The following is a 24,559-nucleotide window of genomic DNA, read 5'->3' as shown; positions in this document are numbered from 1 at the left end:
GTCAATGCACGCCGATGTCACTTTGCGCATCCGACTCCAACTGCAGGCAAGCGGGCCAAAGTGGCGTCTTGTGGAAGGTTCCATCCTGAAGGAGCGTGAGCCCCTCTCGTGCTTCATAGAGCAAGCCGAGCCAGCATAAGCGCCGAAAGACGCCATATTGGAGATCGGATCTCAACTTCCAGGCTTCCAGGGTCATTTCGGTGTCCGACAGAGGCGCCAGGTCTGGATAGAGGATCTTCACAGCGTCCATTGGCGTGCACCCTTCTCTGGCCTTGATATTGAGAAGATTGAGGAACATGCGCCACCAGCGTAACCGCGCCCGCACCTCCTGTTCTCGCTCGGTGGCGTGGACATACGAATAGAGATAATCCGTGGCGACGAGATCGAAGAAGCCTTGCGGGTTCACCAGGAACTCCCGGCCGCGTCTGGTTGGCAGCAGCACATCTTTGTTTTTGCGAAGAAGCTTCAGATGACGGGTCATGTCGCGCACGACCCAAAGCGGTGGCACGTCGCTTTCATTGAGTACCTTGTTCATGCTGTAGAGATCTTCGGCTGTGAATCCTGGCCAGAGGAAGTGCACCGCCGCCCAATGCACGAACTTGCGGTTCATGGCGCCGGTTGCTGTCAATCCTATGCCACCCTCACCGTCAGCATAGGCAACCGAAAGAAGCATGCCGCGCAGAAGTGGTGACAGCGCGGCGACATCGACGTCACCCTGCAGTTTGATTTCCGGAAGCATCGTGCGGCTTTGATCCCTACCCTGCGCCATGCAGATGACAGAGAGTATCGAGCGGCAAAAGAACAATTGCCAGTGAGAAAGCTAAAGCCGAAGGGGTTTGCCTCACCCGCCCCCTCCCTTCCCTTGCAACCCGGCCCAGCCGGTCCGGTCGGGGGCTTGCCACAGTGCAAGTGGACATGTCGCGTGTCGCATTTCTAACTGGCTGGCGACGCGCCCAAAGTGACATTTCTACTTTGCGCCAGAACGGACATTTCAACCTAGCCGCCACATTGTTTGTAGCGGCATTTTAGAAATGCGACACATAGGCCAGTTAGAGATGCGACAGTCGTCGCCTCTTGGGATGCTGGTCGAACGTCAGCGTTGGGAAGCAAGATTAGCGACGTGCATCGTGGCCGAGGTCGTCTTTGTTCGGAGTCGTCATGTCTTGTTTGATTGTCATGTCTCAGAAGGAATTGCATCGTCTTGAACATATTCAGCGGGTTCGCCAAGGCAGCCTGACGGTCACACGGGCGGCTGCGCTGCTTGGGCTCAGTCGCAGCCAGGTCCATCGGCTGCTGCAAGCCTATGACGAGAATGGCGCTGACGGTCTGGTTTCGAAGAAGCGCGGCCGTCCGAGCAACCGGCGCCACAGTGAGGACTTCCGCAATCTGGCTCTCGACCTTGTGCGTGAGCATTACGCGGATTTTGGCCCTACGCTGGCGGCCGAGAAGCTGATCGAACGCCACCGGATTGCCGTCAGCAAGGAGACGCTGCGCCAGTGGATGATGGAAGCCGGCATCTGGGTGTCGCGACGCGAACGCAAGAAGCGGGTCTTCCAGCCGCGCGGCCGGCGCGATTGTTTCGGCGAACTCGTTCAGATCGACGGCTCGCTTCATTGGTGGTTGTCTAATCGCATTCCGTCCGTCAAGCTGATTTGAGCATACGGCGACCTCTCCGGCTTGCGAGATATGCAACACGGCGGAATTGATTGGGTGAATCTGCCCTCACCGCCGGTGCAGTGCCGTCAAAGCTGTCCAGTGCTGGGAGCAGGGTTGTCTCCGCGGTCGACAAATGTCGCCGCACAATGGTCTTCGCAGGTGGGATCTTCCTAATGTTCGAGGCGCAGTCTCAACGAGCTGCAGCCACCAGAAGCGGAATGATCCTGCCCACGTCCGCAGCAGGGACGCTCAGCACCCAAAGTTAGATGGCGCGCTGAGGGACGAAGGCTGAGCGTCTCCTATATGGTCGCGCCAGCCGATGCGTTGAACACTTCTCCCGTTTTGAGCATGCTGTGCATTATGACCGCGAGTTTCCGGGCGACTGCCACAGCGGCCCGCTTGAAGCCAAGTCGCTCCCGCAGCTTAAGTCCCCAACGCTTGAGACTGCTCTCGGTCCTGGCACTAGTTCTCGTCAGAAGCGCTGTCGCGGCTTCATAAAGCAGCCCACGTAAACGATTGTCACCCCTTCGCGAGATATGGCCGTCATAATCGACCTCCCCTGACTGATAACGCCGCGTTGTCAGCCCAAGCCAGGCGCCACCGAGCGCGACGTTCGAAAGTTTTCTGGATTTTCAATTGCCGTAACGTAGGACACCGCCGTGACCGCGCCGATTCCCGGAATTGTCATCAATAGCTTCGTGGCTTCGCTCCGACGTGCCACTATGAGCAACTGGCGACCAAGATCGGCTGCGCGCTTGCGGATATCGTGCCAGGCCTCCAGAAGAGGCAAGATAATCTTCGCAAGCTCGTTGTTGCCATCTAAAAGCTTTCGCACATCGCCATCAAAGACCCGACCCTTCCCTTTCGGGATGATCAGACCGAAGGTCTTCATCAGGCCCCGGATTTGATTGCCAAGTTGTGTTGAGATGTAAAGGAGTTGTTCGCGGGCAGCCACCAATGTGCGGGCCATCATAGCGTCAAACGACTTGACGCGAACCGCTTTGTAAAAGCCTGCTTCAGCGAGTTGCGCCAAGCCATCCGCATCATTGGCGTCGGTCTTGTTGAGCGTCTCGTTCAATACCTTTTGCGCGTGCCGCGCTTCAATGCAGATCGCCGGCACCCCCTCGGCCGTCAGGGCATGATAGAACCACGTCGACAACGGCCCTGTTTCAAAGACGACGCCCCTGGCCTGCGGGGCGTGTTTGCGGATCACCTCAGCCAGGAGCTTTGGATCCGAAGGACACTTTCCCCGCCAGATCCGCTTTCCATCCTGTCGAATCGAAATCGCGGTATCTTTCAACGACACATCAAGCCCAATATATTGGTTCACGGTTGCCTCCATTCGATGTTTGGGCCCGGTTCCAATCGAGAGCCCGTATTTCCATCCTATCGGGGGCAACCACCCTCGCCAGCCAAAAAGCCGCAGACGGTTGCGCCGCGATTACTCCATGTTCGAGAACCGTGGCCGCAAATGCGCCCTGCTCGTTTATATCGACGATGCCACCGGCAAGCTGTTGCATCTGCGCTTTGCGACTTCAGAGAACACCTTCGACTATCTGCACGCGACGAAGGCTTACTTGCAGCAATGGGGCAAGCCAATTGCGTTCTACAGCGACAAGCATGGCATCTTCCGCAGCACACACGCCTCGATGACGGACCGGACGAGCGGCCTGACGCAGTTCGGCCGGGCGCTTTATGAGCTGAACATCGACATCATCTGCGCCAACACTCCGCAGGCGAAAGGCCGTGTGGAGCGCGCCAATCAGACGCTGCAGGATCGGCTGGTGAAGGAACTGCGGCTTCGCGGGATCGACACGATCGAGGCGGCCAACGCCTATGCCCCAGAGTTCATGGCGGATTTCAATTCTCGCTTCGCCAAGCCGCCACGCAATGCGAAGGACATGCATCGGCCGCTGGCGGATCACGAGAACCTCGATGGTGCCATGTGCCGCAAGGAGGTTCGTAAGCTGTCGCATTCCTTGACGCTGCGCTATGACAAGGTGATGTTCATTCTCGATCCGACAGAGCGCGCAACGGGGCTGGCGGGCAAGAAGGTTGTCGTATGCGACTATCCGGACGGGCGCCTGGAGATCACAGACGGGGAAGCCTCCCTGCCCTACAGAACGTTCGACATGTTACGCTCCGTGCACCGCTCCGAGGTGGTCGAGAACAAGCGGCTGGACGACATGCTTTCAATCGTGGCCGAGCTGCAGGCCGGGCGCCAACAGGAACGCAGCAAAAGTGGGCCTCGCCGCACCGGCCAGACGGACCATATGTTCGGCATTCGTGATGGCAGCCAGAGCAATGGCTATCAGCAGCGCGGCACCAAGCCAGGACGGAAGACGGATTTTACGAAGGATCCAGTCGTTATCGCCCGACGGCAGCAGGTATTGGCGAGCCAGCTTAACAGCGAGTGACGTAAGCGATCCGGATTGAGAAAGCTAAAGTATATTGGTGCGCTTGAGCCACGCGCCGCCGACCGGCCTGCGCAACACCGACAAGCTCCACCCGGACGGCGGCTTACCTCTGTGTATTCATCAACATCGAATCTTGAAACGCCATCAATAATGGATAGTATGATGTCGCGTTTCTAAATTGATTACTTTGTCTCATCTTTAATTAGCTGTTACATTGTGTGTAAGGGGGGTACATTCTATTTTCAAGTGCGACATGGCAATGATTTCAATGGTTTCACCTTGGAGATTATGGCGTGTCGCACTGCTATTCGCAATTCACCCTCGCCGATCGTCGGCGCTTATATCAGATGAAGGAGCGCAAACTTCCGGTTGGTGAGATCGCTCGCCAGCTCGGGCGGCATCGCTCGACGATTTACCGCGAGCTCAAGCGCAACACGTTCCACGACCACGAATTTCCGGAATACAGCGGCTACTTCGGCACCATCGCCGACGACATCAGCAAGGAACGGCGCCGGCGGCTGCGCAAGCTTAGACGCCATCCGGAGCTGCGCGAGCTGGTGATCGAGCAACTGAAGGCGCATTGGTCTCCAGAACAGATTGCCGGCCGTTTGCTTGCCGACGGTGTCAGTGTCATCCGCGTTTGCCCGGAAACAATCTACCGCTTCATCTATTGCAAGGAAGACTATCCGCTCGGCCTCTACGAGCACCTGCCTGAACGGCGACGCCGGCGCCGGCCGCGCGGATCCCGCAAGCCGCGTGACGGCTTGATCCCGTTTGAGTACAGGATCTCGCAACGATTTGATTTTATTGGTGATCGGTCGCAGTTCGGGCATTGGGAGGGCGATCTGCTGATCTTCGATCGCAAACTTGGCCATTGCAATGTGACGTCGCTCGTTGAACGCGTGAGCCGCTACACCGTGCTGATCAAGAACCGCAGCCGCCACTCGCGACCGATCATCGACAAGATCATCGCCGCCTGCTCACCCCTGCCGTCATTTGCACGCCAAAGCTTTACGTTTGACCGTGGTACCGAGTTTGCCGGCTTTCGAGCTTTGGAAGACGGGCTCGGCGCCAGGAGCTGGTTTTGCGACCCAAACTCGCCGTGGCAGAAGGGAGCTGTGGAAAATGCCAACAAGCGAATCCGACGCTTCCTGCCTGGCGACACCGACCTATCCAACATCACCCAACAACAGCTCGTCCACCTCGCCCATCAGTTGAATGCGCAGCCACGCAAATGCCTCGGCTACAAAACACCGGCCGAAGTGTTCATCGCCCATTTGCGCCAAAGTGGCTGATCCCCTACCCTGCAGTCCGGCATGTTGCACTTGGCGTAGATTCTCCACCGCAAAGTTGAAGTGTCCTGTTTCTGCAAAGTAAGAATGTCACTCTCCCCGGGTTTTGATGACCTGGGAGATTGCGGATGGGATTAATTGCGATGAGCGAGCGTGATCTGCAGCGGATCGAGGTTTTGTCGAAGGTCGTCGACGGCCGGATGACGATCGTGTCGGCGGCGCATGTTCTGGGCTTAAGCGAGCGCCAGGTGCGCCGGCTGCTGGAGCGGATCAGGACGAATGGCGCGGCGTCGATCCGGGCACAAGGCGATCGGCCGGCCCAACGCCGCTCGGCGCTCGATCACCTTCCACCGCTGTCACTTGAAATGCAGGTAAATACCTGCGCTTGACATGCAGTTGGATACCTGCATATTGTGGCGTCACATTCGAGTGAGATCAATGGACGCTGACAAGGTTTTCAAAGCGCTGGGCGACCCGACACGCAGAAAGCTGCTTGACCTTCTTTGTGAGAGGAACGGGCAGACGCTCGGCCAGCTTTGCGACAACCTGGAGATGGCCCGGCAATCCGTCACCCAGCACCTCGGGATATTGGAGGCGGCCAATCTAGTGAGCACCGCCAGGCGCGGTCGGGAAAAGCTGCATTTCATCAATCCCGTGCCGCTCCACGAGGTCTACGAACGGTGGGTGCGGAAATTCGAACATCAGCGGCTTAGCCTGCTGCATGATCTGAAGACGGAACTCGAAGGAGAGTAAACAATGACCAAAGAAATGACCAGCTTTGTATACGTGACCTATATTCTCTCGACCCCGGAAAAGGTGTTCGAGGCCATAACGAAACCGGACGTCGCAAGGTGCTACTGGGGCCACGAGAACGTCTCCGACTGGAAGCCCGGATCGAAATGGGAACATGTCCGTGCCAACGATGAGCGGACTGTTGAACTCGTAGGCAAGGTCATTGAGGTCTCGCCGCCGACCCGTCTCGTCATCACCTGGGCGAATGCTTCGCAGGCATCCGACCCGGCAAGCTACAGTCGGGTGACGTTCGCGATCGAGGAATACGACAACATGGTCCGGCTGACCGTCACCCATGACGAACTCGAAGCCGGCAGCGGGATGGCGAAAGGCATCAAACAAGGTTGGCCGGCCGTCCTATCCAGCCTGAAATCCTTCCTGGAAACCGGCAGCGGAATTGACCTTTTCGCCAAGCCGAAATCGGCCTGATCCCTTGCGGTGCCAATCAACAAGTCTGCCAGCGGGAGAATGATAGTGACCAAGACCTATACCGGCGGATGCGCGTGCGGCGCGATACGCTATGAAACGAGCAGCGAACCCATCTTCGAGAACCACTGCCAATGTCGCGATTGCCAGAAACGAAGTGGCACGGGGCATGGATCCTATCTGACCTTCCCCCGGCGAGCCGATGTGACAATTACAGGCGAACCGAACACCTGGCGGGTCGCGGGCGATAGCGGGAACGAAAAGGTCCACGCCTTCTGCCCCACCTGTGGAACACCGGTCTATCTGACATCCGTCGCAATGCCGGAACTGATTGCGGTCCCCGCGACCAGCCTTGACGACCCTGGCCAATTCAACCCACAGGCGGTCACATACACTGTTCGCGGCCATGGGTGGGACACGATTGATTCCTCGTTGCAGAAATTCGAGCGAATGCCACCCCGATAAATTCGGTTGAGAGCAATACGAAACTGCCGGCAATATTTACTGGTGCTAGGGCTTGATTAAGCCGTTCGCGCCAAGATCAGTGCAGACAGCGGCCTGTACTTCTGATTGAACGGGTGTTGGCTCCCATGATCTATTTCCTTCCGCGCGAGCGCTTTGATGCAGTCCTCACTCTCCGCCAGAGCGCCGGGCGCTGTTCACTGTTAATGGGATCTAAGGCCAATGGGTGGGTGATGCACCCGCCCCGCCTTGCAACCCCGACCAGCCGGTCAGATCGAAGGTGGTCCGACCGTTTGACTTTAGAGGAGACGCAACATGGACAGATTTCCCGGCGGTTGCTTGTGCGGCAACGTCCGAATTGTGGCGTCGGGACTCCCATACCGGGTCGGCCTTTGTCATTGTCTCGACTGCCGGAAGCATCATGGGGCTCTTTTTCACGCTTCCGCGATCTTCCCTCAGGATGCGGTGACGATCGATGGCGAAGCACGCGACTACGCGGGGCGGTATTTCTGTCCTCGCTGCGGCTCACCCGTTTTCGCACGCACGGCAGACGAAATTGAAGTGAACCTGGGATGCCTGGATGCCCCTGACCAGCTGATGCCGACCTACGAAAGCTGGATCGTCCGTCGCGAGTCCTGGTTGCCGCTGTTTCCGCTCACGAGACGATACGACCGCGATCGCGACGCCACGAGCCGCTTTGAGGAATAGGTCGCACGAACCGTGCGAAGACGCCGATACAGCAGCCTTCGGATTGAATGGCTGTTTGTGAGGGTCACTCCGGAAGACCGGCCTTACGGTACCCATCAACGAAATGCTCGAGCGTCGCAGCGTCACGGAACGGCTCCGTCGTGGCCCAGTGGCGGATGGTGAAATGCGGGTTGCCGACGAGGAACAGTTCGACCTCTGCGCGCGCCTCGTCGAGCCGGCCCAGTTGGGCAAGGCTTGCCGCCAGGAAACGGCGTGAGCTTGTACGATAAGTCTCTTCCCGACGCAGTGTCTCGATAGCGGCTTCGTATTCACCGGCCGCATATTGCGCCTGGCCGAGCGTCAGATAGTACCAGCTTGCCGGAAGCGGATTCAGCCGGAACGCCTTGCGGATGTGCTCAAGGCCCTCCTCGACCCGCCCGGCCAGGACCGTAATGTCGGATAGCGCCGCCCAGGTGTCGGCTTCGTTCGGGTCGAGCTCGATCGCCTTGGCGAATTCCGCGTCCGCCTCGGCGAAGCTGCGCTCATAGGCAAGTAAGTAAGCAAGGCTCCAGCGACAGCCAGCATCGGTGGGATCAAGTGCCACAGCTTTGCGCGCCAGCTTCAAAGCGTCACTGCGGGCAGCTCCCGTTGGTCCGCCGCTATGTACCCATCCCATCCAGTGGTTCACGGCAAGCCAGCGGTAGGCCTCGGCATACTCTGGATCGAGTGAAACCGCGCGCGTCAGCATCAGGTGCGCTTCCCGTGCCGTCTGCGGCGAGTCATCCATCAGCTTGCGCGCCCGCACGCAGAGATCGTAAGCCTCGAGATTTTTGGGCCGATTGCGCGGCGGCGGTGCACGCAGCCGGCCGAGCAGCGCCTCCACGATTTTGCCAGTGACCTCGTCTTGAACGGCAAAGATATCATCCAGGCTGCGATCGAAGCGTTCCGCCCATAGGTGATCGCCACTCACGGCGTCGACCAGCTGGGCATTGATGCGTACGCGCCCCGCGGCACGTCTTGCGCTCCCCTCCAGAAGGTAGCGCACGCCGAGGTTCTCAGCGATCGCGCGCACATCCATCGCTTTTCCCTTGTAGGCAAAGGCCGAGTTGCGTGCGATGACGAACAGCCCAGAGATCCTGGACAGGTCGGTAATCAGGTCTTCGGTCAACCCGTCCGCGAAGGATTCCTGCTCGAGATCGTTGCTGACATTCACGAAGGGCAGCACGGCTATCGATGGCTTGTCGGGCAGTGGCAAAGGTTTTTGCTTCGCGCCACCAAGGTATTCGATGGCACCCGTGAAGCGGTAGCCGACGCGGGGAACCGTGGCGATCCATTCACCGCCATCGGTGGCCGGACCAAGCAGCTTCCTAAGCTGCGCGATCTGGACAGTGAGGTTACCTTCCTCGACGGCTGTGCCCGGCCATGCCGCGTCCATCAACTCAGCCTTGCCCAGGATTTCGCCAGGCCGCCCGGCAAGCGCCGCAAGCAGCTTTAGTCCGCGGTAGCCGATGGCAACGGGATCATCGTTCCGAAGGAGCGTTCCCGCACCCGGATCAAGCACGAACGGACCAAAGGCAAAGCGCGATCCCTGCATACGGCGCATCTATAGCCCGTTTGGAAGTTTTTGGAACTATTTGGGAGAGCTTAATTACGGCGCCGTTCGTATCCTGCAGAATTCATCCTCATTCAGTGTGAGGGCTCTGGCCCCTCAAACCATATGGAGGTTGCCATGAACGATGTTCCCCCCGTGGGGCTGGCGAAACGGTCGCGTCGGACTTACAGCCTGGCGACCCTGCGAAGCGTTTTCGCGACCTGGGACGAGCGCAAACGCCTTCGCTGGCAACTTGAGCAAAAGTCGAAGGATAATCCCCATTTGATCGAAGATATCGGTCTGACGAGGCGGCAGGTTGAGGCAGAGATCGCCAAGCCCTTCTGGCAGCGATAAGGCGAATGCTGCAATGACAACGGAGCACCAGTTTCCGCGTGCCGCAACGGTTCGCCGGCACTTGCACAGCACGACATCCCCGCGAGAGGATCAGATCCCATGGGCCGCGATGGCGGGCATCATCGCGACCGTCACGGTGTTCGCCGTGGCACAGGGGCTGACCTATCCGCTGCTCAGCTTCATCCTGGAGCGGCAGGGGACGGCGCCCGGCCTGATCGGCCTGTCGGCGGCGATGACGCCGCTGGGTTTCATTGTATCCGCGCCCTTCATTCCGACGCTGGCGCGGCGCGTGGGCGCGGCGCGGCTTGCGATACTTTGTTCCACCCTCGCCGCGCTCATCCTGATCGCGATTGCCTGGAAGCAGGAGGTCTGGCCCTGGATGTCTCTGCGCTTCCTGCTCGGCTTCTTCGCCAATCCGCTTTACGTGATCAGTGAAACCTGGCTGATCACGATCACGCCCGCGCCACGCCGGGGCCGCATCATGGGCCTCTATTCATCGATCGTTTCGGGTGGCTTCGCCATCGGCCCGCTATCGCTCGGCCTTGTCGGCACACAGGGCTGGCCGCCTTTCATGATCGGCATCGTGGCCTTCCCTCTCTGCGGCTTGATCGTACTCGCCGTCGTGCCGCGCCTGCCGACGATGCCGCATGAAGGTGAGGCAACATCGGTCGGCGGCTTCTTCGCACGGGCACCCCTCCTGTTGTTCGCGGTTTTCACTGCTGCCGCCTTCGAGCAGGTCGTGATTTCCTTGATCACGGTTTATGGTGGCGCGCTTGGCAGTGCCGAAGCACGCATCGCTTCGCTCATCGCCTGTTTCACCGCAGGCAATGCCGTCCTGCAGATATTGCTCGGGCGCGTGGCCGAACGATTGGGCTCGACGCGGACCATGCTATTCTGTGCCCTGGCTTCGCTGGTCGGCTGCGTTCTGCTGCCGTCGCTCTTCAACGCGTGGCTCATCTGGCCGCTCGTCTTCGTCTGGGGCGGGGTCTCGTTTGGGATCTACACCATGTCGCTGATCCAACTCGGCGAGCGTTTCATCGGTCAAGCCTTGATCGCCGGAAACGCGGCCTTCGCGTTCGTATGGGGTATCGGCGGCATCGTGGGCTCGCCCACGACAGGACTAGCGATGCAACTGATCGGACATCAAGGGCTGCCATCGTCCCTTGGCCTTATGTGTTTTGTACTGGCGGTGTTTCTGATGGCGGAGAGACGGCGGGGCTGATCGAGGCACTTGCCCCGCGCCGCATCGATGGTATGCCTGATCCAAGGGATCCACCACGACTGCCGGAGATCTCAATTCAAAACGCGTGCGGCCGCCCTTACTTCCATTGGGACCGCCGTGGCTGGCGGCACACCAACTCGCCACTGCAGACAGATCGCGGATGTCGCTTTCGGTCTTCGACACAGATGCAAGGTGAAAACGCAAGACTTCCGCGATGGTGGAAGACGCCATGCGAGCCGACAGTCTGCATGAACGCAGCGACTGCCCTACTTTCCAAATCCGCAAAGTACTCTACACTCCGCTTTATATCGCCGGAGAGAAATCCATGCGCGCTTTATCCTCTGTGTCTGCGCTGTGTGCTGCTTTGATCTTTGTATCGATACCGGCGCGGGCCGAAGATCCGGTCGAGACGACGCGGCATATCATCGAGGATCAGATTACGGCCTTCCTGAAGGATGATGCGGAGACGGCGTATTCCTTTGCAGCGCCCGGCATTAAGGCAATGTATCCGGACAAGGGCGTCTTCTTTGCGATGGTGAAGAAGAGCTATGAACCCGTCTATCATCCCGGGAACTATGCTTTCGGCCGCAGCCGCTCCATCGATAACGGCGCGATGATCTATCACGAGGTCCTAATATCCGGCCGCGACGGCAAGGACTGGACGGCGATCTACCAGATGACGCGGCAGCCCGACGGCGGATACAAGATCAACGGCGTGCAGATCGTGCCGAACACCGACAGCAAAGGCATTTGACGGCGGTGCAGCCGATCCTGTTCCAATGCAATGCAGGAAAGAAGGATCGCCAGGCCGCGCTAGCCGCTTATTCCTGAAAATGCGAGCGCGGCGCCGAGAAGGCTGGCGAAAGCAAAAGCTGCCGGATGAAGGCGAAATTCGTACAGTACCGACAGCAGAACCAGCGTCCCGACGGTGATCTGGACCTGTCAGGCGCGGCGCACGCTGGCTCGCGCCGACAACCGGCAGACCATCAGCCTCAAGCGCGCTCGAGATCGCCCTTTGCCCATTCCTCCTGGGTTTCGGACATGAAATCGGCGAAGCGACCCTCGGCAATCGCCGTGCGGGTGCCCTGCATCAGTTCCTGATAGTAGCTGAGATTGTGCCACGAGAGCAGCATGCCGCCGAGCGCCTCGTTGGCGCGGACGAGATGGTGGAGATAAGCGCGCGAATAATCGCGCGAGGCCGGGCAATTCGACTGCTCGTCGAGCGGACGCAGATCCTCCGCGTGGCGAGCGTTGCGGATATTGACCCTGCCGCGGCGGGTAAAGGCCAGGCCATGGCGGCCGGAGCGTGTCGGCATCACGCAATCGAACATGTCGATGCCGCGGGCAACCGATTTCAGGATATCGTCGGGCGTGCCTACGCCCATGAGGTAGCGCGGCTTTTCGCCGGGCAGCACCGGCAAAGTTTCGTCGAGCATCTTCAGCATGACGTCCTGCGGTTCGCCAACCGCAAGACCGCCGACCGCATAGCCCTTGAGGTCAAGCTGTGCCAGCTCTTCGGCCGAGCGGATGCGGAGTGCCGGAATATCACCGCCCTGCACGATGCCGAACATCGCCTTGCCCAGCTGGTTGCCGAAGGCGACCTTGCAGCGTTCAGCCCAGCGCAGCGAAAGCTCCATTGCGCGTTCAATCTCGCGCGGTTCAGCCGGAAGCGCCACGCATTCGTCAAGCTGCATCTGGATATCGGAGTCGAGCAGCCCCTGGATTTCGATCGAGCGCTCCGGCGACATGTGATGCAGGCTGCCGTCGACATGCGACTTGAAGGTGACGCCCTGCTCATCGAGCTTGCGAAGACCTGAAAGTGACATGACCTGGAAGCCGCCGGAATCCGTCAGGATCGGATGTTCCCAGCGGATGAGGCTGTGGAGGCCGCCGAGGCGGGCCACGCGCTCTGCCGTCGGGCGCAGCATCAGGTGGTAGGTGTTGCCAAGAATGATGTCGGCACCCGTTTCGCGAACTTGGTCGAGATACATGGCCTTGACAGTGCCGACCGTGCCGACCGGCATGAAGGCCGGCGTGCGGATGGTGCCGCGCGGCATTGAGATCTCGCCGAGACGGGCGCCTGCATCGGTCCTTCTGAGCGTGAACTGGAAATTCTCGGTCATCTGTCTTTCCGGAAAAGTAGGCTCGCATCCCCGTATGAATAGAAACGGTAACCTGTCGAAATGGCGTGTTTGTATGCTGCCTGCATGGTTTCGAAACCCGCAAAGGCCGAAACCAGCATGAAGAGCGTCGAGCGCGGCAGGTGGAAGTTGGTCATCAGGATATCGACTGCCTTGAAACGGTAGCCGGGGGTGATGAAGATGCCGGTGGCGCCCGCCCAAGCGCGGATTCCCCCATCGTCCGCGGTCGCGCTTTCGATCAGCCGTAGCGATGTCGTGCCGACACAAATGATGCGCCCGCCCCTCGCCTTGACGGCATTCAGCTTTGCCGCCGTCTCGGCGCTGACATAGCCGCTTTCGAGATGCATCTTGTGATCGTTAGTATCATCGGCCTTGACCGGCAGGAAGGTACCGGCGCCGACATGCAGCGTCACGAAATGGCGCTCGACGCCGGCCTTGTCGATTGCCTCGAAAAGTCGTGGCGTGAAATGCAGGCCGGCGGTGGGCGCTGCGACGGCACCTTCCTCGCGGGCATAGATCGTCTGGTAGTCGGTGCGGTCGCGTTCGTCGTCCGGGCGCTTGGCGGCGATATAGGGCGGCAGCGGGATATGGCCGACGGAGGCGATTGCCTCGTCCAGCGCCGGGCCGGAAAGATCGAAGGCAAGGGTGACTTCACCGCCCTCGCCTTTCTCCTCTACGGTGCAATCGAGTTGGCCGAGGAAACAGCTTTCACCGCAGTGGCCGAAGGCGATACGATCGCCGACCTTAATGCGTTTGCCGGGCTTGGAAAAAGCCTTCCAGCGGCTTGCGCCAACGCGCATATGCAATGTCGCCGAGACCTGCTGGCCGCCAGCCCCTTCACGATGGCGGACGCCCTCGAGCTGCGCGGGAATGACCTTGGTGTCATTGAAGACAAGCGCATCCCCTGCCCGCAGGAACGACGGCAGCTCGCCGACGGCATGGTCGCCGAGAGCCGGTTCAGCATGCGGATCGATGACGAGCAGGCGCGCGCTATCGCGGGGCTCGGCGGGCCGCAAGGCGATCCGTTCATCCGGAAGGTCGAAATCGAAAAGGTCTACGCGCATCGGGCACTTTCAGGCAAAGCGAAACCCGCCCGGCGCCGTCGCGCAAGGGCGGGTTTCAGCAGAAATCACAATCAGGCGTCGGCGGCAACCCGCATCGAGACGATGGAGTCCGGATCGCTGACCGGCTCGCCCTTCTTGATCGTGTCAACCACATCCATGCCTTCGATCACCTGGCCCCAGACGGAGTATTGCTTGTTCAGCCACGGCGCATCGGTGAAGCAGATGAAGAACTGGCTGTTTGCCGAGTTCGGACTTTGCGAACGCGCCATCGAGCAGGTGCCGCGGACATGCGGCGTCGCGGAGAATTCGGCCTTCAGGTCAGGCTTCGACGAGCCACCCATGCCGGCGCGGCCCGGGTTGAAGTTCTCGCCGCCCTTCTTGCCGAACTGGACGTCGCCGGTCTGCGCCATGAAGTCGGGGATGACGCGGTGGAAGACAACACCGTCATAGGCCTTCTCGCGAGAAAGCTCCTTAATCCGGGCGACATGCTCGGGGGCCACCTGCGGCAGCAGCTGGATGACAACCTTGCCCTTGGTGGTTTCCAGGATAACGGTGTTTTCCGGATCCTTGATCTCGGCCATTTTCATTCTCCTCGTTTCACTAATTACTTGCCGGCGGTAACTTTGACCATGCGGTCGGGATCGGTCACTTCGCCGTTCTGGCCGGCGCCGCGCTTGATCTTGTCGACGTTTTCCATGCCGGAGACGACTTTGCCGACCACCGTGTACTGGCCGTTCAGAAAGGAGCCGTCCGCGAACATGATGAAGAACTGCGAGTTTGCCGAATTCGGATCCTGGGCACGCGCCATGCCCACCGTGCCGCGAACAAACTGTTTCTTGGAGAATTCGGCCGGGATGTTCGGCAGATCGGAGCCGCCGGTGCCCGCAAGGCTCGGATCGTAGCCCTTCGACATATTGCCGTACTGTACGTCGCCGGTCTGCGCCATGAAGCCGTCGATGACGCGGTGGAAGGCCACGTTGTCATAGGCCCCCTTCTTCGCCAGCGCCTCGATCTGCGCTACGTGCTTGGGAGCCACGTCCGGCATCAGCTGGACCACGACGGGACCATCCTTGAGTTGGATCGTCAGCGTGTGGTCGGCCTGGGCAAACACGTCGCCAACGAAGGAGGCGAGGTAAAGCACGCCGGCAAATGCAATATAGAAAAGTTTCATGTGAGCTCCGTTGCGGCGGAAAACGCCTCAAGATTTGCGCTTGGATCGAAGGGCCTTCAAAACGGCGGCCGGCACAAAGGCGCTGACGTCGCCGCCCATGGCCGCGATTTGACGGACCAATGTGGCGGTAATTGGCCGTGAGGCCGTCCCTGCCGGCAGAAAGATGGTCTGCACATCCGGTGCCATCTGCCGATTCATGCCCGCCATCTGCATTTCGTAGTCGAGGTCGGTGCCATCACGAAGGCCGCGAATGAGCAGCGCCGCGCCATGCATGCGCGCGGCATCTACGACCAGATTGTCGAAGGAGACTACAGAGATGCTGTCGCTTTTCTGCGGCATGGCATCGGCAAGCGCGTTTCGGATCAGCTCCGCCCTCTCCTCAAAGGAAAACAGCGGCGCCTTGCCGGGGTGGATGCCGATCGCGACGATCACTCTTTCGGCGATGTTCAGCGCCTGGACGAGCACGTCCAGGTGTCCGTTGGTGAGCGGGTCGAAGGACCCCGGATAAAAAGCAGTCGTCATAGGACCCGGCCGTTTTGTTCGATGCCTTTTGTCATGGAAACCCGCATCCCGCAAGTCATTTGCCGCCTGCTGAACGGTAGATGAATGCCGCGTTCAACGCGGTTTCAGAAGCGGTGCGCATAATCGGAAACACCAACGCAGCCGATGCCACCCGCATCGGACACTTCCGAAAGATATCGACATGCTGATCCTGCTTCTCGCCCTTGCCGTGGCTCTCTCCCTACTTGCGGAACTGGCATATGGCTACCTGCAGGAACGCTATACGATGCGCTGGGTGCGCGCCGAAGTCAGCGAGCATCACGCCATCATGCGCCAGCTCGGAAGAGCGCGTTGAGACCCAGCTCCCGAATCTGAACGCCAGATGAACAAGGCATTCAAGGTCGCTTCAGACCGCGCTTGCTAAACGACATGCCAACGTCCGCCGGAACCATTTTTAGACGGACACGTTCACTTAACCGAAGCGTAGATGCGATACGCTGCACGAAGGGAAAACAAGATGCCCGATAAGATTACCATCATCAATGTATTCTGGATGGCAATGATCACGGGAATGCTTACCGCAACTGTCGCACTCTATGACCAGAAGACCGATACGTCCAAGGTATATGGTCCTTATGCTTCGGCCCGCACGGCCATCATAAGCCAGTACTGAGGAACGTGAACGCAACTTCGGAAAGGATTGCCTATGTTCACGATCTTGACTGTTCTTACCGCTCTCATCAGCGTCATGTTCATCGTGTCTGTGGCGTCAACGGTTTCCGCGCTTCGCCGCGAAAGCGAAGAAGTGAAGGCGTTCAACGAGAAGAAGCACAGCACTTTCTGAGTTGAGTTCCCCTGCCCTTGAGCGCCTTCCCCTCCAGCGCTCGGGGCCATTCAAAAAGCCGGACGCTGTCCCCGCGTCCGGCTTTTTCTTTGGACCGTTTCGGGCCGGCGGCCAGGCTAGGCAACGCTTTTGCGGAAAAGCAGCGCCATCAAGACACCGGAAGCGTAGAGCCTGCGATCCACGGATCGGCAATCGGCGCGTCGCGCAGCAAGTTGTGCGAGAGCGGCAATCTTCACCGAGACAAGCGGCCTGTCGCTTTCACCCCCCATACGCGGTAAACCGCGATCATCTCGCCGGTCGGTGCCTGCCGTACCGTGAACCACTCCATGAGGTCGTCAATGCCGGCAATTTCGCGGGATACTGCCTCCTGCTTTGGCAACATCCGAAAGAATGTGGGTGTAACGGTCTTAAAGACCGTTTGAAGACCGGATGGCGGTTTTAGGCAGTCCATGATTCAAGCTTCTGATGTTGAAAACAGCAAATTGGGCGTGGATGGCTGTCGGGTGTTGGGGCGCCTCAAACGTCTTTTGTTAGACAAGGCGACACCTTGTAGATTGAAACGACACCTTGGAGATTGGAAACATGGCGCTCAAGCGGATGGACAATGTAGGAATCGTCGTCGAAGATCTCGGCGGGACGATTGATTTTTTTCGCGAACTCGGCCTCGAGCTCGAAGGGCGAGCCACAATCGAAGGAGAATGGGCCGGACGCGTCACTGGACTGGGCGATCAGCATGTCGAGATTGCCATGATGCGCACACCGGACGGCCACAGCCGGCTCGAGCTTTCCCGCTTCCTCACGCCGCCAGTCGTCGCAGATCACCGGAACGCCCCGGTCAACGCCTTAGGCTACCTCCGCGTCATGTTCACCGTGGACGACATCGACGAGACGCTTGAAAGGCTCCGCAGGCGCAGCGCCCAACTCGTAGGCGAAGTAGTCCAGTATAAAAACGCGTATCGGCTCTGCTACATCCGTGGGCCCGAAGGGCTTCTCATCGGACTCGCCCAAGAACTCAGTTGAGCGCAATACGAAGACGCCGTTACCTCACGGATCTGACAGACGAGGAATGGTCGCAGGTTGAAGGGCAGGTTGAAGGGCTTCCGCCGAAGCCCGTGGGAGCGGTCATCCATAAAAGCTCCGTTTCATGTCTCGGCCAGGTCTAGCGGTCCAAGCATCGAGGTCTCTCAAATCCTCAACCGAAGGTGGAGGTTGATTTTGCTTACAAAAAACCGGGCGGCAGGGGCCGCCCGGTTCTCAACCAAAGCCTGGTTGAATTATTCTTCCGTTGCAGGTGGCGCCTCGCCACCTTCAATCGGCGTTTCGTTGACGATCTCGCCAACCTCCTCGCCGTCATCCTCCGGCTCGCTGATGCGCTCGACGGAGACGACCTTTTCATCCTTGGCGGTCGAGAAGATCGTCACGCCCTTGGTGGCGCGGCTGGCGATGCGTATGCCGCCGACCGGGACGCGGATCAGCTGCCCGCCATCCGAGACCAACATGATCTGGTCGCCCTCGTCGACCGGGAAAGCGGCGACGAGTTCGCCGATCTCGCTCGTCTTGGAGGTATCGGTGGCGCGAATGCCCTTGCCGCCGCGACCGGAGATGCGGAAGTCGTAGGAAGACGACCGCTTGCCGAAGCCCTTCTGTGACACTGTCAGCACGAATTGTTCGCGTGCCTTCAGTTCCTCGTAGCGCTCGTCTGTCAGCAGTCCCTCTTCGGTGACTTCCTCGCCGACCAGGGCGATATCCTCCTCGTCGACACCCGTGGCGCGGCGTTCGACAGCGGAACGCTTGAGGTAGGCAGCCCGCTCCCAAGGTTCGGCATCGACATGGCCCACGATAGTCATCGAGATGATGCGGTCGCCATTGCCGAGGTTGATACCGCGCACGCCGATCGAATTGCGGCCCGCAAAGACACGGACATCATCGACCTGGAAGCGGATGCACTGGCCGAGCGCCGTCGTCAACAGAACGTCATCATGTTCGGTGCAGGTCTCGACGGAGAGGATTTCATCGCCCTCCTCCTCGAGCTTCATGGCGATCTTGCCATTACGGTTTACCTGGACAAAATCTGACAGCTTGTTGCGGCGTACCGTGCCGCGTGTCGTCGAGAACATGACGTCGAGGCTTTCCCAGCTCTCCTCGTCCTCCGGCAAAGGCAGGATCGTGGTGATGCGTTCGCCAGGTGCCAGCGGCAGCATGTTGATCAGCGCCTTGCCCCGAGACGTCGGGGTGCCGATCGGTAGGCGCCAGACCTTTTCCTTGTAGACGATGCCTCGCGAGGAGAAGAAAAGGACCGGCGTGTGGGTATTAACCACGAATAGCCGGCTAACGAAATCCTCGTCGCGCGTCGTCATGCCGGAGCGGCCCTTACCGCCGCGTCGCTGGGCCCGATAGGTCGTCAGCGGCACGCGCTTGATATAGCCGAGGTGCGAAACGGTAACGACCATGTCCTCGCGGGCAATAAGGTCCTCGTCGTCCATTTCGAGGCCACCGTCGACGATCTCGGTGCGGCGCGGCGTGCCGAATTCGTCGCGAACCGATGTCAGCTCGTCTTTGACGATCGTCTGGATGCGGACGCGGGACGACAGGATATCGAGATAATCCTTGATCTCGTCGCCGATCTTGTTGAGTTCGTCGCCGATTTCATCGCGGCCGAGCGCTGTCAGGCGGGCAAGGCGGAGCTCGAGGATTGCCCGCGCCTGCTCTTCCGAGAGGTTATAGGTCATATCCTCGTTGATACGATGACGCGGGTCGTCGATGAGGCGGATCAGGCTTTCAACATCTTCCGCGGGCCAGCGGCGCGTCATCAGCTCTTCGCGCGCGGACTGCGGATCGGGCGCCTGGCGGATGACGCGGATCACTTCATCGATATTGGCGACCGCAATCGCGAGACCCACCAAGACATGCGCACGTTCGCGCGCCTTGCGAAGAAGGAATTTCGTTCTCCGGCTAACGACCTCCTCGCGGAAGAAGACGAATGCGCGGAGCATATCGAGAAGGTTCATCTGTTCGGGCTTGCCGCCGTTCAGCGCCACCATGTTGCAGCCGAAGGAGGTCTGCAGCGGCGTGTAGCGATAAAGCTGGTTCAGGATGACTTCGGCATTGGCATCGCGTTTCAGCTCGATGACGACGCGATAGCCCTGGCGGTCGGATTCGTCGCGGAGATCGGAGATGCCCTCGATGCGCTTGTCGCGCACCAGCTCGGCCATTTTCTCGATCATCGTCGCCTTGTTCACCTGATACGGGATCTCGGTGATGATGATCTGCTCGCGGTCGCCACGCATCGGCTCGATCGCGGCAACGCCGCGCATGATCACGGAACCACGGCCGGTTTCATAAGCCGAGCGGATGCCGGCGCGGCCAAGGATTTTCGCACCAGTCGGAAAATCCGGACCGGGAATGATCTGCATGAGCTCCGGCAGTTCAATCGCTGGATCATCGATCAGCGCGATGCAGCCGTTGATGACTTCGGTCAGGTTGTGCGGCGGAATATTGGTCGCCATACCGACGGCAATGCCGCCTGCCCCGTTGACCAAAAGGTTCGGGAACTTCGCGGGCACCACGACGGGCTCGGAGAGCGTGCCGTCGTAGTTGTCGCGGAAGTCGACCGTTTCCTTGTCGAGGTCGTCGAGCAGAGAATGGGCCGCCCTTTGCAGACGGCATTCCGTGTAACGTTCGGCCGCCGGCGGGTCTCCGTCGACGGAGCCGAAATTGCCCTGGCCGTCGATCAGCGGCAGGCGGAGCGACCAATCCTGCGCCATACGGGCAAGTGCGTCGTAGATCGCGGCATTGCCGTGCGGATGGTATTTACCCATCACGTCACCGGTGACGCGGGCGCATTTGACGTATTTTTTGTTCCAGTCGATGCCGAGCTCGGACATCCCATAGAGGATGCGCCGGTGCACAGGCTTGAGGCCGTCGCGCACGTCCGGAAGCGCGCGGCTGACGATGACGCTCATCGCGTAATCGAGATAGGACCGCTGCATTTCCTCCATGATGGAGATGGGCTCGATGCCTGGCGGGAGCTTCCCGCCACCTGGGGGTGTTTGTTCAGTCAAAACAGATCACGATCTCTTTGTAGAATCACTGAAAGATTTATAGCGGAAAGGCTTGGCCGGCGCCAATTTGAGCCGCGGTTTTGAACAGACTTTGCGGCGGAAGGGCGGCAAATCAAACGATTTCGACCGCTTTTAGCGCTGGCCCGCCGCGCGTCATTTGCCAAATTGAAAACCTCGCTTCACAATCGCGAATAATCGAGCCTTCATATGGCGTTCCGGAGAGACGATGGCAAGCGCCGACCAATTGATCAACGCTTTCACGACGCTGCTCGTCACGATCGATCCTCCCGGACTTGTGCCGATCTTTCTGGGACTGACCAGCGGCATGAGCCGCAGCCAGCGCAAGCAGGTGGCGCTGCGCAGCTCCGTTATCGCTTTCATCATCCTCGCCATGTTTGCGCTGTTTGGCGCAAGCGTGCTTGGGGTGCTCGGCATTTCCATCGGCGCCTTCCGCATCGCCGGCGGGCTGCTGCTCTTCTGGATCGCCTTTGAAATGGTGTTCGAGAGACGGCAGGACCGCAAGGAAAAGACCAGCGAAGTGGCGATCACCAAGGACCACATACAGAATATCGCGGTTTTTCCGCTCGCCCTTCCTCTCATTGCCGGTCCGGGCGCGATCTCGGCGACAATCCTGCTTGCGGGCTCGCTGCCGACCAGCGTCGAGCGCGCGCAGCTTCTTATCGTCATTGCCGGCAATCTTCTCTTGATGCTCGCCGCGTTGCTGATCGCCGACCGCCTGGACCGCTTCCTCGGCGTAACCGGTCGGGCGATCCTCACCCGGCTGCTCGGCGTCATCCTGGCGGCACTTGCAGCACAGTTCGTCGTAGACGGCGTGAAGGCAGCGATGGCTGTCAGTTGAAAAGTGCGCCGCCGCAAGGCACACCGACAGCGCTTGACTTCCCGCGGGCCTGCAGCACACGGTTGGGTCTGGGGTCGCGATCACCCCACGAGGCGACAGCTGAAGTATCGCGTCCGCCTGAAAAAGCCCTTTTCGCGGGCCGTCGTTTCGCCACGCGATCTGATCGCTTGCTTGGGGTGGCAGACGGCATTGCCAAATATAAAGAGTCACGACCTGGGCATGTCGGTAACTTGTCGAACGTGCCGGACCGATCAGGGTTCATCCAAGTCGCGGCAACTTTCTCCTCGAGCCTTGGTCGGCAAGTCGGAGCCTTCATCATTGTCGGCAGGACTGCCTGATTGCATCCGCGCAGACGATGAGTGCCTTGGCCGTCCCTCATAGTTGGCTGGAAGGACGCAGTAGGAGATCATTCCTTCAGCGTACTTGCGGGCCTTACAACACCTAATCTCTGTCGGGGGCCCCCAACGGAAAAAAGCTCCTATAAGGTCGCGCCTCCTCGACGACCCGTGCGACCGAAGGACGGGACAGGAGCCGCGCTCGGTATGCCGCCAGGGCGGGGTAACAGTCGGTAATTGGATGGACCCAGTCTCCGTAAAAGAGTGCCGGTGCGGCGGCGCAGTCGGCAATCGTGAATCTGCCGCAAGCAGCCCATTCCTTTCCTCTCAGGCGTGGCTCCAGCCAGGCATAACAGCGATCCATCAGCGCATGAGCGTCGGCGACACCACGAGGATCCCGCTCCTCTTTCTTGCGCAAGGCATCGCCAACAATCCGTTGCGTCTGCACGTGGATATAATCGTCGAACACGTCCGCCATCATGCGTGCCTTCAGCGCTTGGCGCGGATCCTCCGGTATCATCGGCGCCCCATCTCCGTGAAACAGGTCGAGATATTCAATCACGGCGTTGCTCTGCGTGACTTCATTCTCCCCGTCGATCAGCGCAGGAAATTGCCCGGTGGGAGAAAGCGCAGCGATGCGGGCTTGATTTTCCGGATGATCGGGATCGATCATCTTGAATGTGAAGGAAACCCCGCGCTCGTAGAGCGCGATCAGCGGCTTCCAGACGAATGAGGCAAATGGATGCCCGTAAAGCGCGATGGTCATTGCGTTGCTCCGCAGGACTTGAGGGTGGCTTCGATCATGTCGAATTGAATTCCAGTCCCGTGGCGGCGGTCAGCAGTGCCGTCCTTCCCGTCCAGGAAAACGATCTGCTCGGTGTAGGAGACGCGAGTTCCTCCTCCTTCCGCTTCGAGTTCCAGACTCGACAATGTGACCGAATGGAAGCGTCCGGAGTGATGCAGGTCATAGGTGTAGACGAGGCGCCGGGCCGGCTCGATCACATGGAAACGGGCCTCGAAAAGCGTCACCGTGCCGCTTTCGAGGAAACGCCCTTCCAGAACCTCCTGCCCGCCCACGCGAAAATCCATCGACCGGCGCAGCAATGTCCAACGCTCCGGCGGTCCGGTGAACCACTCGGCCTTCAGCTGCGGATCGCACCATGCGTCGAACACCCGGTGGGGCGGGGCCGCCCAAACGCGCTTCAGCGTGAAAGTGCCGTGTAAAAACGGGGCTGCCGTCATGAGTTATCTCCCTCTGCCAATGAATGCGAAGGCGAAGCGTTAACTGCGCTGTCGCTGCTTTCGAGCAGTTTGCCGAGCCGGTCGAACCTGCTCTCCCAATGCTGCCGGCGCTCGCTCAGCCAATTCTCGACACGCTGCACTGCCTCGCTGGAGATGCGGCATTCGCGGGTGCGACCGCGTTTTTCCGTCACGACTAGCCCGCTCGCCTCGAGCACTTGCACGTGCTGATGGATCGCGGCCAGCGACGAGTGATAAGGCTTGGCCAGTTCGCTTACAGAAGCTGGACCTTGTGAAAGACGATCGAGAATCCCCCGGCGCGTGGCGTCTGAAAGCGCGTGAAAGGCCAAATCAAGTTGTTTTAAATCCTCAACCATGCACTTAAGTAAATAGCCTAGTCGAAAAAAGTCAAGCGGTTGCTTAAGTATCCGACGTCAGCTTGTGCTGCCTCTGGAACACGGTTATTTTCTGCGCCCTCTGCCCACCGTGTAGGAACCGCAGCAAGCGACTGATCTCGCGCAGTGCAGACCGCCTATAGGGGGTTCGCAACCGACGATCCGAAAACTCGGCGCTTCGATTGGGACGCCGGTCGAGGCAGGCACGAGGAACGGCATTCGCTCGCCCGACGCTGACGGTCAATATTTTTGGCTGCGATCTGGGTTTTTTTCGCTTCCTTCCCCAGAGCTAAACTGTGCACTGTCGTGCAGGTCCCACGACGTCTCGATGGAAGTTTACATTTCTGCTAATTGTCTTCCTGAAACAAAAAGTTCAACGCGTCGCTCAAAAAAATAAGCCGCAAAGTCGTTTTAAACAACGACTTGCGGCATGTCAGTTTACAAAACCAACTCGCTCTGTCCTAGAACGGGATATCGTCATCGAGATCGCGCGAGAAATTCCCGCCGCCACCGCTGCTGCGACCGGACGGCTGCGCCGGGGCGCCGTAATCGTCTCCGTAATTGCCGCCGCCACCGAAATCGTTGCTGCTGCCGCGTCCGCCACCGGCGCTCGCACCGCCGCCTTCGCCGCGGCCGTCGAGCATCGTCAACGTCGAATTGAACCCCTGTAGCACGACTTCCGTCGAATAGCGGTCGTTGCCGTTCTGGTCCTGCCATTTGCGGGTCTGGAGCTGGCCTTCGATATAGAGCTTGGCGCCCTTCTTCACATATTGCTCGACAACCTTGCAGAGACCTTCGTTGAAAACGACGACGGTGTGCCACTCGGTTTTTTCGCGGCGCTCGCCGGAACTGCGGTCACGCCACGTCTCGGACGTCGCGATGCGAAGATTGGCAATCGGGCGGCCATCCTGCGTCCTGCGGATTTCGGGGTCTGCGCCCACGTTTCCGATCAGAATTACCTTGTTCACGCTGCCAGCCATACTTCTCACCTTACTGCCGCCCTGCCCGGCGGCGCTTGAAACAATCGCTGCACCTTAAACTATAGAGCCC

Annotated in this window: 25 protein-coding genes and 4 pseudogenes; 16 read left to right on the top strand and 13 right to left on the bottom strand. The window is 59.5% G+C overall.

Features of this window, described 5'->3' with window-relative positions; genetic code table 11:
* Position 1: 1 nt before the first annotated feature.
* Complete coding sequence (locus RGR602_RS09500) at positions 2-739, bottom strand: hypothetical protein (protein ID WP_039844888.1); 738 nt, start codon at positions 737-739, stop codon at positions 2-4.
* Positions 740-1,158: 419 nt separating this feature from the next.
* Here RGR602_RS09500 and RGR602_RS09495 point away from each other — a divergent pair.
* A pseudogene (locus RGR602_RS09495) lies at positions 1,159-1,653 on the top strand (helix-turn-helix domain-containing protein); the annotation flags it as partial.
* A 302-nt stretch (positions 1,654-1,955) separates the two neighbouring features.
* On the opposite strand, the pseudogene RGR602_RS09490 reads toward RGR602_RS09495, so the two are convergent.
* Positions 1,956-2,986, bottom strand: a pseudogene (locus tag RGR602_RS09490) (IS110 family RNA-guided transposase).
* A 121-nt stretch (positions 2,987-3,107) separates the two neighbouring features.
* Here RGR602_RS09490 and RGR602_RS09485 point away from each other — a divergent pair.
* The 7 genes and pseudogenes from RGR602_RS09485 to RGR602_RS09460 all read left to right on the top strand — a co-directional run.
* Positions 3,108-4,073: pseudogene (locus RGR602_RS09485) on the top strand (ISNCY family transposase); the annotation flags it as partial.
* 293 nt (positions 4,074-4,366) lie between these two features.
* Positions 4,367-5,368 carry an IS30 family transposase gene (locus RGR602_RS09480; protein WP_039844887.1) on the top strand — a complete coding sequence of 334 codons (1,002 nt, stop codon included), beginning with the start codon at positions 4,367-4,369 and terminating at the stop codon, positions 5,366-5,368.
* A 125-nt stretch (positions 5,369-5,493) separates the two neighbouring features.
* Positions 5,494-5,704 (top strand): annotated as a pseudogene (locus tag RGR602_RS09475) (helix-turn-helix domain-containing protein); the annotation flags it as partial.
* A 99-nt stretch (positions 5,705-5,803) separates the two neighbouring features.
* Entirely contained in the window at positions 5,804-6,118 is a 315-nt protein-coding gene (locus tag RGR602_RS09470) for an ArsR/SmtB family transcription factor (protein WP_039844885.1), read from the top strand.
* A gap of 3 nt (positions 6,119-6,121) precedes the next feature.
* Complete coding sequence (locus RGR602_RS09465) at positions 6,122-6,586, top strand: SRPBCC family protein (RefSeq protein ID WP_039844884.1); 465 nt, start codon at positions 6,122-6,124, stop codon at positions 6,584-6,586.
* A gap of 45 nt (positions 6,587-6,631) precedes the next feature.
* The gene (locus RGR602_RS35455) at positions 6,632-7,048 is read left to right on the top strand and encodes a GFA family protein (RefSeq protein WP_082046513.1); all 417 of its coding nucleotides are present in this window, start codon (positions 6,632-6,634) and stop codon (positions 7,046-7,048) included.
* Positions 7,049-7,360: 312 nt separating this feature from the next.
* Positions 7,361-7,753 carry a GFA family protein gene (locus RGR602_RS09460; protein ID WP_039844883.1) on the top strand — a complete coding sequence of 131 codons (393 nt, stop codon included), beginning with the start codon at positions 7,361-7,363 and terminating at the stop codon, positions 7,751-7,753.
* A gap of 64 nt (positions 7,754-7,817) precedes the next feature.
* Here the strand turns inward: RGR602_RS09460 and RGR602_RS09455 are convergent, their stop codons facing one another.
* Positions 7,818-9,326, bottom strand: coding sequence for a winged helix-turn-helix domain-containing tetratricopeptide repeat protein (locus RGR602_RS09455; protein WP_039844882.1), 1,509 nt, complete (start codon positions 9,324-9,326; stop codon positions 7,818-7,820).
* A 135-nt stretch (positions 9,327-9,461) separates the two neighbouring features.
* On the opposite strand from RGR602_RS09455, the gene RGR602_RS09450 reads away from it, so the two are divergent.
* The 3 genes from RGR602_RS09450 (at position 9,462) to RGR602_RS09440 (ending at position 11,653) form a co-directional block, all read left to right on the top strand.
* A complete protein-coding gene (locus RGR602_RS09450) occupies positions 9,462-9,677 on the top strand; it encodes a DUF1127 domain-containing protein (protein ID WP_039846756.1) in 216 nt (71 codons plus the stop codon).
* Between the two features lie 13 nt (positions 9,678-9,690).
* Positions 9,691-10,899, top strand: a complete 1,209-nt coding sequence (locus RGR602_RS09445; RefSeq protein ID WP_052451518.1) for an MFS transporter — start codon at positions 9,691-9,693, stop codon at positions 10,897-10,899.
* Positions 10,900-11,224: 325 nt separating this feature from the next.
* Positions 11,225-11,653 carry a DUF4864 domain-containing protein gene (locus RGR602_RS09440; RefSeq protein ID WP_039846754.1) on the top strand — a complete coding sequence of 143 codons (429 nt, stop codon included), beginning with the start codon at positions 11,225-11,227 and terminating at the stop codon, positions 11,651-11,653.
* 238 nt (positions 11,654-11,891) lie between these two features.
* On the opposite strand, the gene tgt is transcribed toward RGR602_RS09440, so the two are convergent.
* The 5 genes from tgt to coaD form a co-directional block, all read right to left on the bottom strand.
* Positions 11,892-13,022, bottom strand: a complete 1,131-nt coding sequence (gene tgt, locus RGR602_RS09435; protein ID WP_039844881.1) for a tRNA guanosine(34) transglycosylase Tgt — start codon at positions 13,020-13,022, stop codon at positions 11,892-11,894.
* Positions 13,019-14,104 (bottom strand): tRNA preQ1(34) S-adenosylmethionine ribosyltransferase-isomerase QueA, encoded by a 1,086-nt coding sequence (gene queA, locus RGR602_RS09430; protein ID WP_039844880.1) that lies wholly within the window; start codon positions 14,102-14,104, stop codon positions 13,019-13,021. Before queA ends, tgt begins: the two co-directional genes overlap by 4 nt.
* A 71-nt stretch (positions 14,105-14,175) precedes the next feature.
* Complete coding sequence (locus tag RGR602_RS09425; RefSeq protein WP_039844879.1) at positions 14,176-14,685, bottom strand: peptidylprolyl isomerase; 510 nt, start codon at positions 14,683-14,685, stop codon at positions 14,176-14,178.
* A 23-nt stretch (positions 14,686-14,708) separates the two neighbouring features.
* Positions 14,709-15,275, bottom strand: a complete 567-nt coding sequence (locus RGR602_RS09420; RefSeq protein WP_039844878.1) for a peptidylprolyl isomerase — start codon at positions 15,273-15,275, stop codon at positions 14,709-14,711.
* Between the two features lie 27 nt (positions 15,276-15,302).
* Positions 15,303-15,797: a pantetheine-phosphate adenylyltransferase gene (gene coaD, locus RGR602_RS09415; protein ID WP_039844877.1), complete on the bottom strand. Its 495-nt coding sequence runs from the start codon at positions 15,795-15,797 to the stop codon at positions 15,303-15,305.
* Positions 15,798-15,978: 181 nt separating this feature from the next.
* Between coaD and RGR602_RS38200 the strand changes: the two genes are divergently transcribed.
* From RGR602_RS38200 to RGR602_RS09400, 4 genes are all read left to right on the top strand, one after another.
* The gene (locus tag RGR602_RS38200; protein ID WP_223843989.1) at positions 15,979-16,131 is read left to right on the top strand and encodes a hypothetical protein; all 153 of its coding nucleotides are present in this window, start codon (positions 15,979-15,981) and stop codon (positions 16,129-16,131) included.
* Positions 16,132-16,293: 162 nt separating this feature from the next.
* Complete coding sequence (locus tag RGR602_RS37040; RefSeq protein WP_022715592.1) at positions 16,294-16,449, top strand: hypothetical protein; 156 nt, start codon at positions 16,294-16,296, stop codon at positions 16,447-16,449.
* Positions 16,450-16,482: 33 nt separating this feature from the next.
* Positions 16,483-16,620 carry a hypothetical protein gene (locus RGR602_RS37035; protein WP_166677326.1) on the top strand — a complete coding sequence of 46 codons (138 nt, stop codon included), beginning with the start codon at positions 16,483-16,485 and terminating at the stop codon, positions 16,618-16,620.
* 582 nt (positions 16,621-17,202) lie between these two features.
* Complete coding sequence (locus RGR602_RS09400) at positions 17,203-17,640, top strand: VOC family protein (RefSeq protein WP_039844875.1); 438 nt, start codon at positions 17,203-17,205, stop codon at positions 17,638-17,640.
* A 254-nt stretch (positions 17,641-17,894) separates the two neighbouring features.
* Here RGR602_RS09400 and gyrA read toward each other — a convergent pair whose 3' ends face one another.
* Entirely contained in the window at positions 17,895-20,681 is a 2,787-nt protein-coding gene (gene gyrA / locus RGR602_RS09395; RefSeq protein WP_052451517.1) for a DNA gyrase subunit A, read from the bottom strand.
* 226 nt (positions 20,682-20,907) lie between these two features.
* Between gyrA and RGR602_RS09390 the strand changes: the two genes are divergently transcribed.
* Positions 20,908-21,540, top strand: a complete 633-nt coding sequence (locus tag RGR602_RS09390) for a MarC family protein (RefSeq protein ID WP_039844874.1) — start codon at positions 20,908-20,910, stop codon at positions 21,538-21,540.
* A gap of 441 nt (positions 21,541-21,981) precedes the next feature.
* Here the strand turns inward: RGR602_RS09390 and RGR602_RS09385 are convergent, their stop codons facing one another.
* The 4 genes from RGR602_RS09385 to RGR602_RS09370 form a co-directional block, all read right to left on the bottom strand.
* On the bottom strand, positions 21,982-22,641 hold the full coding sequence (locus RGR602_RS09385; protein ID WP_039844873.1) for a glutathione S-transferase family protein: 660 nt from the start codon (positions 22,639-22,641) through the stop codon (positions 21,982-21,984).
* Positions 22,638-23,117, bottom strand: a complete 480-nt coding sequence (locus RGR602_RS09380; protein WP_039844872.1) for an SRPBCC family protein — start codon at positions 23,115-23,117, stop codon at positions 22,638-22,640. The genes RGR602_RS09385 and RGR602_RS09380 overlap by 4 nt, the downstream gene beginning before the upstream one ends.
* Positions 23,114-23,491, bottom strand: a complete 378-nt coding sequence (locus tag RGR602_RS09375) for an ArsR/SmtB family transcription factor (protein ID WP_039844871.1) — start codon at positions 23,489-23,491, stop codon at positions 23,114-23,116. Before RGR602_RS09375 ends, RGR602_RS09380 begins: the two co-directional genes overlap by 4 nt.
* A 479-nt stretch (positions 23,492-23,970) precedes the next feature.
* Positions 23,971-24,489, bottom strand: coding sequence for a single-stranded DNA-binding protein (locus RGR602_RS09370; protein WP_039844870.1), 519 nt, complete (start codon positions 24,487-24,489; stop codon positions 23,971-23,973).
* Between the last annotated feature and the right edge of the window lie 70 nt (positions 24,490-24,559).

The organism is Rhizobium gallicum bv. gallicum R602sp, assembly GCF_000816845.1.
GTDB lineage: Bacteria > Pseudomonadota > Alphaproteobacteria > Rhizobiales > Rhizobiaceae > Rhizobium > Rhizobium gallicum.
The sequence above is the reverse complement of the archived record's forward strand: the minus strand, read 5'-3'. Positions and strand labels throughout refer to the sequence as shown.